Consider the following 12177-nt stretch of genomic DNA (forward strand, 5'->3'; position numbering starts at 1 on the left):
CGGCTGCGGTTAGCCCTGATTGCCCCAGCCGCCACCCAGCGCCAGGAACAGCTGCACCTGATCGGCGGCGATCCGGCTCTCGGCGGCGGCAAGGCTCTGTTCGGCGCCGATGAGCGTGCGCTGCGCGTCCAGCGTCGGCAGGAAGCCGGTGCGCCCGGCGCGGAACAGCGTGGTCGCATCGCGCGACGCCCTGGCTGCCTGATCGCGCGCCTGGCGCAGCGCGGCGGCCCGGTCGAGATCATGGGCGTAGACGGTGAGCGCGCTCTCCGTCTCGCGCAAGGCGGCGAGCACGGCGCCGTCGAAGCGGGCGTAATCCGCATCCGCCTCCGCCTGCGCCCCGGCGATGCGGGCACGCACGCGGGTGCGATTGGGGAATTGCCAGCTGATGAGCGGACCGAGCGAGAATTTGTAGGTGTCGCTGCCCAGCGCGTTGCCGAGCAGGCCGACCGATCCGGTCGAGGCGCCGAGCGCGACCTTGGGGTAAAGCTCGCCCTCCGCGACGCCGATCCGCGCGGTCGCGGCATGCAGCTCCAGTTCGGCGCGGCGGATGTCGGGACGGCGGCGGATCAGTGCGGCGCCGTCGCCGATCGGGATCGGACGGGTGAGATGCGGCTCCTCCACGCAGGTGGCGACGGTGCGATCAAATTCGGCGGGCGGACGGCCGGTCAGCGTCGCGAGGCGAAAGAGCGCCAGCTGCTTTGCCGCCAGCAGTCCCGGCATGGTCGCACGCACCTGCGCCTCCTGCGCCAGCGATCGGGTGACGTCGAGCGAGATCCCCCGCCCGGCCTGATTGAGCCGGCGGGTCAGCGCGGTGCTGCGCGCCTGCAAGGCCTGCGCCTGCTGGGCGATGCCGATCTCGCGCCCCGCCGCGCAGGCATCGACATAGGCGCCGACCGTGCCGGCGACCACCGTCACGCGGACGCTGTCATAGGCGGCCTGCGTCGCGGCAAGATCGGCATCGGCGGCCTCGACGGCGCGGCGCACCTGGCCGACGAGGTCGACCTGATAGGACACCGACGCGCCCGCCGAATAGACGAAGGCGCTGGGCAGTGCGGCACCGGGCAGCAGCTCCTCTTCGGCCGAACGCTGGCCATAGCCGGGCGCGGCCGTGATGCCCAATTGCGGCCGGGTGGCGTCGCGGGCGAGATCGGCGCCGGCCCGCGCCCGCGCGATGTTCGCCTGTGCGACGCGCAGGTCGGTGTTGGCGGCCAGCGCATCTGCGACCAGCCGATCGAGCGCCGGATCGCGATAGAGCCGCCACCAATCCGCCGGCACCGGCGCGGGTGCGAAGAGCTTGAGGTCGCGCCCCGAGACGAAGGCAGCGGTGGCGGACGGCCGCTCGGCGACCGCCGCAGCGGGGCGGCTGTAGTTCGGCCCGACCGTCGCGCAGCCGGCGAGCAGCGATGCGGCAAGGGCCAGCGCGGACAGGCGGCGGATCATGCCTGCACTCCCTTCGCCTGCGGCTGGACGACGACGGTCGCGGTGCGGCCGACGACCAGCGCCTCGCCGGCGGGCAGCGCGTCGATCGCGACGCGCACCGGGATGCGCTGGGCGAGGCGTACCCAGCTGAAGGTCGGATTGACGTTGGCGAGCAGGTTCGCGCCGGGCGCCCGGTCGCGATCCTCGATACCGCCGGCGATGCTCTGGACATGGCCGCGGATCGGCCGCTCGTCGCCCATCAGCCGCACCTCGACCGGATCGCCGACATGGATGCGGGGCAGCTTGGTTTCCTCGAAATAGCCGATGACGTGGATCGACCCCGTGTCGATGATCGCGAATTCCGGATGCCCGGAGCTGGCATAATCGCCGGGGCGCAGCCCCAGGTTGGCGACCTTGCCGGCGACGCTCGCCCGCACCTCCGTCCGCTGCAGGTTGAGCCGAGCCGTGGCCAGTGCGACCCGCGCCTGATCGAGCGCCGCGACGAGTTGCTGGACGCGGGCGAGGCCCTGTTCGCGCACCTCCCCGGCGACCAGGTCGCCGAGCTGCGCGTTGCGCCCCGCCTCGCGCCGGGCCTGGGCCAGCTGCACGGCCTGCGCGGTGACCGCGGCCTGCGCCTGCGATACGGCCAGCTGGTAGCGGGGCCGGTCGACCTCGAACAACGGCATGCCCGCGGTCACCGCCTGGTTGTCGCGGACGAGCACGCGGGTGACGAGGCCGGACACGTCGGGTGCGACCTGCACCACGTCGGCGCGGATGCGGCCGTCGCGCGTCCAGGGCTCGACCTCGTAATGCGTCCACAGGCGCCGCCCGGCGAGGATGGCGAGCGCGACGATGGCCAGCGTCACGGCGACGCGCAGCAACAGGATGGGGCGGAAGGACAAACGGTTCATCATGATTCAGCCGAACAGGGCGGCGCCGACGGGCGCGCCGGTGAGGAGCGCGCCCAGGCCGGCCCACAGCACGACCAGCAGCGCGACGTCAAACAGGCCGCGGTGCCACACCAGCCGGTAGAAACCGGCACGCGCGAGGCCCCAGCCGAACAGCTGCGACAGGGGCAGCGCCAGGCAGGCGGCGATGAGGAGCGGGTGGACGAAAACGCCCGCGATGGCGATCTCTCCGGTCATGCCGCCAGCCTTTCGGGAGTCCAGGCGGGGGCGGCGGGGAAGAAGTTGCGGCGCAGGCCGGTGAGCGCGGCCAGCGTGCGATGGCGATCGTCGACCGGCAGCTGCCAGCCGGCGGCGATGGCCGCATCGATCCGGTCGAGCAGTGCCGGTGCCGGATCGCCCTCCGCGCCCTGTGCCCGTTCCTCGAAATGCACGGCGATCGCCTGGCGCAGCGCGGCATCCCCGGCGTCGAGCTGCGCGACGTTGACGCCGATGCGCAGCTCGCGAAGGCATGCCGTCGCCTGGTCCCGATCCTCGCCCTCCACCTCGCCGATCCGCGCGGCGAGCAGGCCGACGCGGTCCAGCATCCGTCCGGTCCAGTCGGCGGCGCCCCGCGGCACTCCGCGGGCGAGCGCGGCGAGGTCACGCCAACCGGCCAGCCGCAGCCGCCGGATCGCCGCACCTGCGCCCATGCTGCGCACCAGCTGCGTCGCGACGATCGCCGCCGCACAGCCGACCAGCTGCGCGACATTGCCGTTGAAGAAGCCGGCGGGATCGACGGAAAAGACGTTGGTCGGCGCAAGGCCGCCGATGAAGCCGATCAGCAGCGGCATCATTCGCCCGTACCAATGCGGCAGCGCCATGAAGGCGCCGAGCACCAGCAGCGCCGGCGCCAGCACGAGGGTCAGCATCACGAAGCCGTCCACCGCCGGCAGGATCCAGAACAGATACACGGCCGCCAGCGGCACCGACACCAACGTCCAGACCAGATAGTTGCGCTGCGCCGGCACCGGATCGTCGAGCGTCGCGAAGAAGCAGCAGATCACCGCCGCGATCATCGCCGCCACCGCACCCTCTGGCCAGGCGGTGGCGATCCAGAACAGGCAGCAGCCGAACGTCGCGAGGAAGGTCGCACACGCGGACAGCAGCGCCAGCCCGTGGTCGCGATGGAGCGGCCGTGCGCTCCGTTCGCGCACCAGGGCGCGGACCGATGGCGGCGTCGCCTCATCCGGCGCGACGACCGCCGCCGCCAGTGCGCGCGTCGTCCGCCACCGCTCGACCAGTTCGCCCAATCGCTCGGCGAGGTTGAGCGTCAGCAATCCCTGCCAGCTGCGATCCGGCACCGCCGCGGCCAATGCTCGCGCCCGCACGGCCAGCGCATCGCCTGCATCCGCATCGGGGGCGGCGACCCATTGCCGGATATCGCCGACCAGCGTCGCCACCGCAGGCGGCAGCGGCGCCAGCGCGGCGAGGCTGCGGATGCGATCCTCCACCGCCGACACCAACGGCAGCAGCATGACCAGCCGGTCCTGCAACGCCGCCATCGTCGCGCGGCGCGGCTGCGCGCGCGCTGTGTCGAACGGCAGGTGGATCGCCATGGCATGCAGCTCGGTGACGTCCGCCGCCAGCCGCCGCCGCTCGGCCGCGATCCGCGCCGGCGGGACGATCGACAGGGCATCGGCGATCCACGCCTCCGCCTCGCGCATGATCGTCGCAACGCGGTTGCCGAGCAGGCCCGACACGCTGCGCGGAAACACCACCGAATGGACCACCGCCGCGCACAGCACGCCGATGCCGATTTCCTCGGCACGCAGCACCGCGGTGTCGAAGATCGCCTCGGGATGCGCGACGCTGGGGAAGCCGATCAGCGCCGCGGTATAGCCCGCCAGCATGAAGACGTAGGAACGCGGCGTCCGGTCGAGCAGCGAGACATATTGGCATCCCGCCACCCAGAGCGCCAGCGCCGCCGAGAGCAGCAGCGGCGCATTGGCCAGGTTGGGGACGAGCACCACCGTCGCCGCCGCGCCGATCACGGTGCCGGTGATGCGGAACACCGCCTTGGATCGCACCGCCCCGCTCAGCGGCTGGCTGGTGATATAGGCCGTCGCCATCGCCCAGAAGGGACGATCCAGCCCCGCCCAGAACGATACCAGCAGCCCCAGCATCGCCGCCGCGAAGGTGTTGGCCGAAAAGACGGCCTCCCGCCATCCGATCCGCATGGTCAGTCCTGCCCCGCCGCCTCGATCGCCTGGGTCAGTGCCTCCAGCACGCGCACCGCGGCGGCGAGATCCGCCGGATCGATGCTGCCGAGCAGCTCGGCGCGCACCTCCGCAGTCCGCGCCTCGGCCCGCGCGGCGAGGTCGCGGCCCGCGTCGGTCAGGTGCAGCGTGCGTGCGCGCTTGTCGCTCGCATCGACGCGCCGCTCGACCAGGCCGCCGCGCTCCATCTGGTCGACGATCGGCACCACCGAGGGCGCCTCCATGCCCAGCTGGTCGGCGAGCGTCCCCTGCCGCAGGCCGTCACCCACCCGCCCGATCAGCATCACGGCCAGCGCCACCGAATGCGACAGCGACAGGTCGGCGAGGCCGCGATCGAGCTGGCGGCGATAGGCGCGCGCCACCGGCACGAGCAGGGCGCCCATCCGGCGCTGCAACTGAGGATCCGACTTTGTCACTGGACATTGATAGTTTCCTATCTATCTGGTTTCAAGCGGTCGGATCGGATCGCAGCGACGATGAAGACTTGCCCCGTGACCGCTACACCCCCGCCGACATCCTCCGCCGCATCGCCCGCCGCCTTCCCCGACGGCCTGCCGACACCGCGCCGCTACTGGTCCGCCGCCGCGATCTGGCTCGCGCTGGCGATGGCGGTGCTCGACAGTTCGATCGCCAACCTCGCGCTGCCGACGATCGCCCGCGAACTCGGGGCGACCGCCGCCTCGTCGATCTGGGTGGTCAATGCCTATCAGATCGCGATCACCATGCTGCTGCTGCCCGCCGCCGCGCTGGCCGAAATCGTCGGCTATCGCCGCGTCTACCTGTTCGGGCTGGGCCTGTTCGCTGCCGCATCGCTCGCCTGCGGCCTGTCGGAGAGCCTGACCGGCCTTGCGGTCGCGCGTTTCGTGCAGGGGCTGGGTGCCGCCTGCGTCATGGCGATCAACGGCGCGCTCGTCCGCTTCACCTATCCGCGCGCGCAGCTCGGCCGCGGCATCGGCTACAATGCGCTGATCGTCGCCGTCTCGGCGGCGGCGGGGCCGAGCGTCGCCGCCGGGCTGCTCGCCGTCGCGTCCTGGCGCTGGCTGTTCGCGGTCAACGTGCCGCTCGGCCTGCTGTCGCTCGCCATCGCGGCGGTGGCGCTGCCGGTGACGCCGCGGCTCGCCAAGCGGTTCGACTGGCGCTCGGCGCTGCTCAACGCGCTCGCCTTCGCCGCGCTGTTCCTCGGCTGTTCGGATGTCGCGCACGGGACCGAATCGCTGCGCACCGCGCTGAGCTTCGCGGTCGGGATCGGCGCGGGTATCGCCGTCTTCCGCCGCGCGCGGGGCGACGACACGCCGCTCATCCCGGTCGACCTGATTCGCGTGCCGGTGCTGCGCCTGTCCTATCTCACCTCCGCCACCTCCTTTGCCGCGCAGATGGTCGCGCTGGTCGCCCTGCCCTTCTATCTGCAGAGCCGGTTCGGGCTCAGCCACGTGATGACCGGGCTGCTCATCACGCCGCTGCCGATCGGCACCGCGCTCGCCGCGCCGGTGGCGGGGCGGCTGGTCGAGCGCGTCGATGCGGGGCTGCTCGGCGGCATCGGGCTCGCACTGCTCGCACTCGGCATGCTGCTGGCGGCGCTGATGCCGGTGCATGTGCCGATCGCCCTGATCGGGCTGCCGCTGCTGCTCGCCGGCATCGGCTTCGGCCTGTTCCAGACGCCCAACAACCGCACCATGCTCGGCCTCGCACCGCCGCGGCGCAGTGGCGCCGCCGCGGGCATGCTGGCGACGGCGCGGCTGGTCGGGCAGACGGCCGGCGCGGTGCTCATCGCCCTGCTGTTCCGCGTCGCCGGCCCGACCTCGATCGCGCCGCTGCTGCTGTCAGCGGCGCTCGGCGTCGTCGCGGCGTTCCTCAGTACGCGTCGCATCGCCTTCGCCGGGGAGCGCGCGCCGGCCTAGAGCGAGGGCGCGGCCTGCCTCACCGCCGCCGCGCTGCCGGGACCGGTCCGTGGAAATCCGCCTCGACGATTCCCAGCCGCCATCCGGCCGGCACCGCATCGGCACCCGTATCCCCCGCCTGGCGCGCCGTGCTCACCTCGACGATTCTGCCGAAGGCGTCGCGGTCCTGCGTCGGCGCCACCTGGGTGATGCGCAGCACGCGGCCCCGCGCCGACGGGAAGGCGATGGCGGCATAGCCCAGCTGTCGCTCGGTTTCCCCCTGCCACACCTCGCGCCCGTCGAGCGTGATCCGCAGCGGATAGGCGCGCGAGCGCCAGCCGACGAGCTTCAGCTCCACCTCGCTCAAGGTGACGGGCGCGGCGAAGCGATATTCGATCCACGCCGTGTCCGGCTTGCCGTCACTCGTCCAGCGCGTCAGTTCGTTGTCGTCGGTCGTCCTCACCGCCTCCGCCTGGTTAGCGCCTGCGACGATGGCGGTCGGCAGCAGCGTCGTCCGCGTCACGCGATAGGAGGGGCCTGTTGGCGTCGGCCCCCGCGTCAGCAATCCGGGCTGCGCCGCATCGGCAAAGCTACGCGACAGCCCGCCCTCCACGGCCGGCGCGGCGAGCCCCGGCAGCGTCAGGGTCGCTCCTTTCAGGCCGGGCGCGCTGGCGGTGAGGCGCACCGGCCCGGCGCGATTCCCCGCGCGCAGCAGCACGCGGTTGATCCCCGCCTCCACCGGCAGGCGTTGCGACAGGATGTAATTGTCCTCGCCCCGCGCCGTGCCGGCGGTCGGCGTGGTGCCGGGAATTGCCTCGCCCTGTACCGCCTCGGCGGCGCGCGGCTTGCCGGAGCTGTCGCCCTGCGCAATGCCGCCACGCCATTGCGCCGGCCCGGAGAGGGCGAAGGTGACCAGGTCGTGCGCGACCGGCACGCGCCGCCCCGCCGCGTCCACCACCTCGACATCGACCAGCGCGAGATCGGCGCCGTCCATCACGAAGCCGCGCGGTCCGGTATGCGGGGTAAGGCGCAGCGCCGCGGGCACCCCCGCCGTCGCCACCACATCCTCCGACACCCGGCCATCATCCCCCCGCGCCACCGCTCGCAGCGTCCCCGCCTGCCAGGCGATCTCGGGCCAGGTGAACAGGAAGCCGCTCGATCGCGTGCCCATCCCCAATGACCGGCCGTTGAGGAACAGCTCGACCGACGCGCCGTTCGACACGACGCTGACCGCGCGCCGCGTGCCCGGCCGGTAGTTCCAATGCCCGACGATGTGCGTCGCCGGCGTTTCCGGATCGACCCAGCCGTTCCACATCACCTGATGCGCATAATAGCCCTGCTTGGGCAGCCGCATCGCGTCCACCTCGCCCGACCGGCGGTAGTTGTTGTCGCCGCGATAATGGGTGTTGCTGTCGGAGAAGATGATGTTGACGCCGCCGGCGCTCACCCGCCGGCCGGTGCCGGGGCGGAGGCGGTAATAATCCCACCAGCGCCGCACATCCTCCTGCGCCTGGCTGTCCTGGTTGCGGTTATAGTCCGGCGCGTCGGCATGGAACGGCGGCGTATCCGCGTCCTGATACAGGCGCGCAGCCTCGTCGCGGCTGTATTCCATCGCCCACATCGGGATGTGAGCGCTCTTGTTGATGTAGAGCATCTCGCCGCCATATTCGGCGATGCGGCTGTCCAGCATCTCGCGCGATCCGATCGCCCGGCCGCCATGCGGGTCGTATCGGTCGCGGATCGCCTTCATCGCGGCCATGTGCGGCTCGCTGATGCTCTCGTTGCCGCTTTCGTAGAAGAGGATCGAGGGATTGTTGCGGTTGTAGACGATGGCGTCGCGCATCTGCTCCAGCCGCTGTTCCCAGCGCCGCCCCTCGACGTCATGCTCGGCATCGCCCGCCGGCATCGCCTGCGGCAGGCCGACGCGATCGGCGGATTCGATATCCTGCTTGGATGGCGTGATGTGCATCCAGCGCACCAGATTGGCGCCGCTCGCCACCATCAGCCCGTTGGAGAAGTCGCTGATCCACGGCGGGATGGAGACGCCGACGGCGGGCCATTCGTTGGAGGTGCGCTGGGCATAGCCATGCACCTGCATCACCCGCCCGTTGAGGCGGATCATGCCATCGCCGAATGCCGTCGCGCGAAAACCCGTCAGCGTGTCGACCGCATCGATCACGCGGCCGTCGTCGATCAGGCTGGTCGTCACCCGATACAGATAACCATAGCCCCAGCTCCAGAAATGCAGCCCGCCGATCCGCGTCGCCGCGGCGAGGTTCCGCGTCTCGCCGGGCGCCAGCGTCACCGTGCCGCCGTCCATCCGGCCGACGATCCGCCCCTCGCGATCCCGCACCTCGACGCGATAGCCGAGCGTGCGCGACCGCGTGTCGTCGTTACGCACCTGCGTTTCGGCATGCACGCGCGCGGCGTGGCCCGGCAGGTCGAAGCCGTCCGCCCAGACATATTGGCCGGTGGTGCCGAGGTCGGAATAGAGCGGCAGCGTCTGATGGGCGAGCGGCGTCAGGTGCAGCTTCACGTTGCGGGTGATGCCGCCGTAATTGACGTTGAAGTTGCGGTCGTTCCACTGGAACCCGCTGCCGGTCGCCCGCTCCTTGTAGCGCCAGTCGTTGTCGACACGCACCGCGATCAGGTTCTCGCCCGGCTTCAGCGCACGGGTGATGTCGGCGCCGAACGCCATGGCGCCGCGTTCGGACAGCACCACCGACACGCCGTTCACCCACACCTCGGCCGCCTGCCGCACGCCTTCGAATTCCAGGAAGGCCTTTCCTGCCTGTGCGCCGCGCGGCAACGTGAAGCGCTTGCGGTACCAGGTGATGCCGGTCGACAGATCCTTGATGTCGCGCGCGAGCGCCTCGCGTTCGTTGAAGGCGTTGGGCAAGGTGACGGCGGTCCAGCCGCTGTCGTCGAAGCCGGGCCGCTCCGCGCCCTGGCGCTCCCCCGTCGTCATCACCCAGGCGGGATTGAGGTTGAAGGTCGAGCGGCCGGACGGCGCGACGATCGATGCGTCGTGCGCCGCCGCCCCGCACGCCAGCAGGGCCGCGGCAGCGGCGGCAGTGAGGAACCGGAAGCGCATCATCTTGTCCCACATAGTGTCTTGTTGATGCACATTGTACCTCATGTCAGGCCAGGACAAGCGGAATTTCGGGGGATCTGGTTTGACATGACTGCGCCGGTTGGCGACAATCCAGGTCATGACGGCTCAGCATCGCAAGCTCTACCAACAGGTCGCCGAAGCCCTCGCGACCCGCATCGCCTCGGGGACGCCCGGCATCGGCGAACGCCTGCCCGGCGAGCGGGACCTCGCCGAGGAGTTCAAGGTCAGCCGCCCGACCATTCGCGAGGCGATGATCGCGCTGGAGATGCGCGGGCTGGTCGAGGCGCGGCACAAGTCGGGGATCTACGTCACGCAGGCGGCGGCGCCGGACCGGCAGTTCGGTGACCTGGATGTCGGAGCGTTCGAGCTGATCGAGGCGCGGCTGGCGATCGAGGGCGAGGCGGCCGCGCTCGCCGCGACCGCGATCGACGACGATCGGCTGGCGGAGCTCGAAGCCTTGTTGCAGGCGATGGCGGATCAGACGGAGCAGCCGGACAAAGTCGACGTAGACCGGAGTTTCCACCTGCTGATTGCCGATGCGACCGGCAACAGCGTGATCCGGACCATGGTGGAATCGCTCTGGGACCTGCGCGAACGCTCGCCCTTGTGCATACACATGTTCGCCGCCGCCCGCCGCAACGGCGTCGCGCCGCGGGTCGACGAACATCGCGCGATCGTCGATGCGCTGGCCGCGCATGACAGCAAGGCCGCGCGCGCGGCGATGCGCGCGCATCTCGGCCGGGTGGTCGACGATCTGCTGGAGGCGACACGACTCGAACTCATCCAGCGCGCCGAGGCCGATGCCGATGCGCGCAGGGTGCGGGTGGCGATGCGCGCCTGGGCATGAAGGCGCCCGTGCCGGTGACGCCCGATGGCCGCTATATCGTGGTGCGGGGGCGGCTGTGGCGGCGGGCGAACCCCGATCTGCCCGAAGAGGAACGCCAGGCGCATGTGGCTGCGCTGATGGAGGCCCGCCGCGCCGTGCGCACGGCGCTGGCGGCCGAGGACGCAGCGGCGCTGGCGACGGCGCGGGCGGCGGTGAACGCAGCCAAGGTGTCGCTCGGCGAACGCGGCCCCGTGTGGTGGCCCGGCGACGAAGACCTCAACCGTCACCTCGCCAGAAACACGCCTTATGCCGCATGGTATGCCGCGCTCGAACAGGGATGATGCGGCGTCCCGGTCAGGCGCCGATCGCTGCCGCGGCGAGCCCGCGCACATCCACCCGCGCCTTCAGCCGCGCCGCGAGCAACGCGGTGCCGCTCACCTTGCGCTGGACGAACAGCGTTTCGACATGAGGCACATGCCAGGTGTCCCGATCGGCGATCATCACCTTCGCCTCCTCGCGGACCACCGGCACGAAGGCGCGATCGCCGAAATCGAACGGACCTGGTCGATTGAGCGCCGCATCAATCGCCGCGATGATCCGGTCGACCGCCGGCTGGTGCGCCGCTGCGGCCGCCTTCCCCAGGAAGCCGGTCTCCACCGCCACGTCGCGGATGCGCGGCAGGTCGCGGGCAAGGCCCGCCTCGATCAGCCGGCGATAGGCGGCGCTCGTCTCCGGCGGCACCTCTCGCGTCGCGCCGAAATCGAGCAGCACCAGCGCGCCCGTCTCCGGCTGCCAGCGGTAATTGGCGAAATTGGGATCGGTCTGCATCGTGCCGAAGGCGAACAGTTCACGCAGCACCAGGGCGACCAACGCGGTCATCGCGGCATCGCGCTCCGGCTGCGACGCCTCGGCCAGTGCCTCGATCGGCCGGCCTTCGACGAAGCGCATCGCCAGCACCCGGCGCGTGGTCAGCGCGTCTTCCAGATCCGGCACGACATACCGGGGATCGCCAGCCAGCCGCTCGCCATAGCGGCGCAGCGCTGCGCCCTCGCGCACGTAATCCGCCTCATCCGCCAGCTGCCGCTTGGCCTCGACCAATAACGGCGCAAGGTCGATCGCGGGCGGCAAGACGCCTGATACCCGCAGCAACGTCGCGACATTGTCGACATCGGCATCGATGCTCTCGGCGACGCCGGGATATTGCACCTTGATCGCCAACAGCCGCCCGTCGGGCAGCGTCGCGCGGTGCACCTGGCCGATCGAGGCGGCAGCGATCGGCGACGCCTCGAAATGGCGGAACCGGCGTCGCCAGTCCTTTCCCCATTCCTGCTGCAGCACGCGGTCGAGTTGCGCCGGCGGCATGCGATAGGCCTGATTGCGCAAGCGGGCGAGGATCGCCGACAGTTCCGGCGGCAGCATGTCGCCCGCATCCATCGAGATCATCTGGCCGAGCTTCATCGCCGCGCCGCGTAAGTGCGACAGGCGATCGGCGACCCGCGTGGCGTTGCCGGGCGTCAGCACCAGATCGCTCATCCGCGGCCGTTCGCCCGCAGCCAGCCGCCGCGCACCCTCGGCCAGCATGCCGCCGGCGACCCCGCCCGCCAGTCGCCCGAACCCGCCGAGCCGTGCCAGCCTGCCGCTCGGCACCGCGCGGTGCCGCGCCTCTCTGTCTTCGTCGTACGCCATGCTGCGATGAACGCGCTGCTGCGGCAACCGCTCCGTGGCGACCGGCCACCGGTCGGTTAGCATTTCGGACCAATCTGCACTAAACCGCTCG

General features: G+C 71.2%; 10 protein-coding genes. 3 read left to right on the forward strand and 7 right to left on the reverse strand.

What is annotated here, in order from left to right:
• Positions 1-9: 9 nt before the first annotated feature.
• Genes AC4GY7_RS02265 through AC4GY7_RS02285 form a run of 5 tightly spaced genes read right to left on the reverse strand, consistent with a single transcriptional unit; the run spans position 10 to position 4965 of the window.
• Positions 10-1440: an efflux transporter outer membrane subunit gene (locus AC4GY7_RS02265; protein WP_491111779.1), complete on the reverse strand. Its 1431-nt coding sequence runs from the start codon at positions 1438-1440 to the stop codon at positions 10-12.
• Positions 1437-2330 carry an efflux RND transporter periplasmic adaptor subunit gene (locus AC4GY7_RS02270; protein WP_491111780.1) on the reverse strand — a complete coding sequence of 298 codons (894 nt, stop codon included), beginning with the start codon at positions 2328-2330 and terminating at the stop codon, positions 1437-1439. The genes AC4GY7_RS02265 and AC4GY7_RS02270 overlap by 4 nt, the downstream gene beginning before the upstream one ends.
• A gap of 6 nt (positions 2331-2336) precedes the next feature.
• The gene (locus AC4GY7_RS02275) at positions 2337-2564 is read right to left on the reverse strand and encodes a DUF1656 domain-containing protein (RefSeq protein ID WP_491111781.1); all 228 of its coding nucleotides are present in this window, start codon (positions 2562-2564) and stop codon (positions 2337-2339) included.
• Entirely contained in the window at positions 2561-4543 is a 1983-nt protein-coding gene (locus AC4GY7_RS02280) for an FUSC family protein (protein WP_491111782.1), read from the reverse strand. The genes AC4GY7_RS02275 and AC4GY7_RS02280 overlap by 4 nt, the downstream gene beginning before the upstream one ends.
• 2 nt (positions 4544-4545) lie before the next feature.
• On the reverse strand, positions 4546-4965 hold the full coding sequence (locus tag AC4GY7_RS02285) for a MarR family winged helix-turn-helix transcriptional regulator (protein ID WP_491111783.1): 420 nt from the start codon (positions 4963-4965) through the stop codon (positions 4546-4548).
• A gap of 108 nt (positions 4966-5073) precedes the next feature.
• Between AC4GY7_RS02285 and AC4GY7_RS02290 the strand changes: the two genes are divergently transcribed.
• Positions 5074-6480 (forward strand): MFS transporter, encoded by a 1407-nt coding sequence (locus AC4GY7_RS02290; protein ID WP_491111784.1) that lies wholly within the window; start codon positions 5074-5076, stop codon positions 6478-6480.
• 19 nt (positions 6481-6499) lie between these two features.
• Here AC4GY7_RS02290 and AC4GY7_RS02295 read toward each other — a convergent pair whose 3' ends face one another.
• On the reverse strand, positions 6500-9556 hold the full coding sequence (locus tag AC4GY7_RS02295) for a glycoside hydrolase family 2 protein (protein WP_491111785.1): 3057 nt from the start codon (positions 9554-9556) through the stop codon (positions 6500-6502).
• A gap of 115 nt (positions 9557-9671) precedes the next feature.
• On the opposite strand from AC4GY7_RS02295, the gene AC4GY7_RS02300 reads away from it, so the two are divergent.
• Both AC4GY7_RS02300 and AC4GY7_RS02305 read left to right on the forward strand, forming a co-directional pair.
• On the forward strand, positions 9672-10421 hold the full coding sequence (locus tag AC4GY7_RS02300; RefSeq protein ID WP_491111786.1) for a FadR/GntR family transcriptional regulator: 750 nt from the start codon (positions 9672-9674) through the stop codon (positions 10419-10421).
• The gene (locus tag AC4GY7_RS02305) at positions 10418-10741 is read left to right on the forward strand and encodes a hypothetical protein (RefSeq protein ID WP_491111787.1); all 324 of its coding nucleotides are present in this window, start codon (positions 10418-10420) and stop codon (positions 10739-10741) included. Before AC4GY7_RS02300 ends, AC4GY7_RS02305 begins: the two co-directional genes overlap by 4 nt.
• A 13-nt stretch (positions 10742-10754) precedes the next feature.
• On the opposite strand, the gene AC4GY7_RS02310 is transcribed toward AC4GY7_RS02305, so the two are convergent.
• Positions 10755-12086 carry an ABC1 kinase family protein gene (locus AC4GY7_RS02310; protein ID WP_491112078.1) on the reverse strand — a complete coding sequence of 444 codons (1332 nt, stop codon included), beginning with the start codon at positions 12084-12086 and terminating at the stop codon, positions 10755-10757.
• Positions 12087-12177 lie beyond the last annotated feature (91 nt).

It is taken from the genome of Sphingomonas sp. SP5, assembly GCF_058313455.1.

What these genes read in the sequence shown, in the direction of transcription:
- AC4GY7_RS02305 (WP_491111787.1), top strand. Translation starts at nt 10,418, where the DNA reads ATGAAGGCGCCCGTGCCGGTGACGCCCGATGGCCGCTATATCGTGGTG.
- AC4GY7_RS02270 (WP_491111780.1), bottom strand. Translation starts at nt 2,330, where the DNA reads ATGAACCGTTTGTCCTTCCGCCCCATCCTGTTGCTGCGCGTCGCCGTG.
- AC4GY7_RS02275 (WP_491111781.1), bottom strand. Translation starts at nt 2,564, where the DNA reads ATGACCGGAGAGATCGCCATCGCGGGCGTTTTCGTCCACCCGCTCCTC.
- AC4GY7_RS02300 (WP_491111786.1), top strand. Translation starts at nt 9,672, where the DNA reads ATGACGGCTCAGCATCGCAAGCTCTACCAACAGGTCGCCGAAGCCCTC.
- AC4GY7_RS02310 (WP_491112078.1), bottom strand. Translation starts at nt 12,086, where the DNA reads ATGGCGTACGACGAAGACAGAGAGGCGCGGCACCGCGCGGTGCCGAGC.
- AC4GY7_RS02265 (WP_491111779.1), bottom strand. Translation starts at nt 1,440, where the DNA reads ATGATCCGCCGCCTGTCCGCGCTGGCCCTTGCCGCATCGCTGCTCGCC.
- AC4GY7_RS02285 (WP_491111783.1), bottom strand. Translation starts at nt 4,965, where the DNA reads ATGGGCGCCCTGCTCGTGCCGGTGGCGCGCGCCTATCGCCGCCAGCTC.
- AC4GY7_RS02280 (WP_491111782.1), bottom strand. Translation starts at nt 4,543, where the DNA reads ATGCGGATCGGATGGCGGGAGGCCGTCTTTTCGGCCAACACCTTCGCG.
- AC4GY7_RS02295 (WP_491111785.1), bottom strand. Translation starts at nt 9,556, where the DNA reads ATGATGCGCTTCCGGTTCCTCACTGCCGCCGCTGCCGCGGCCCTGCTG.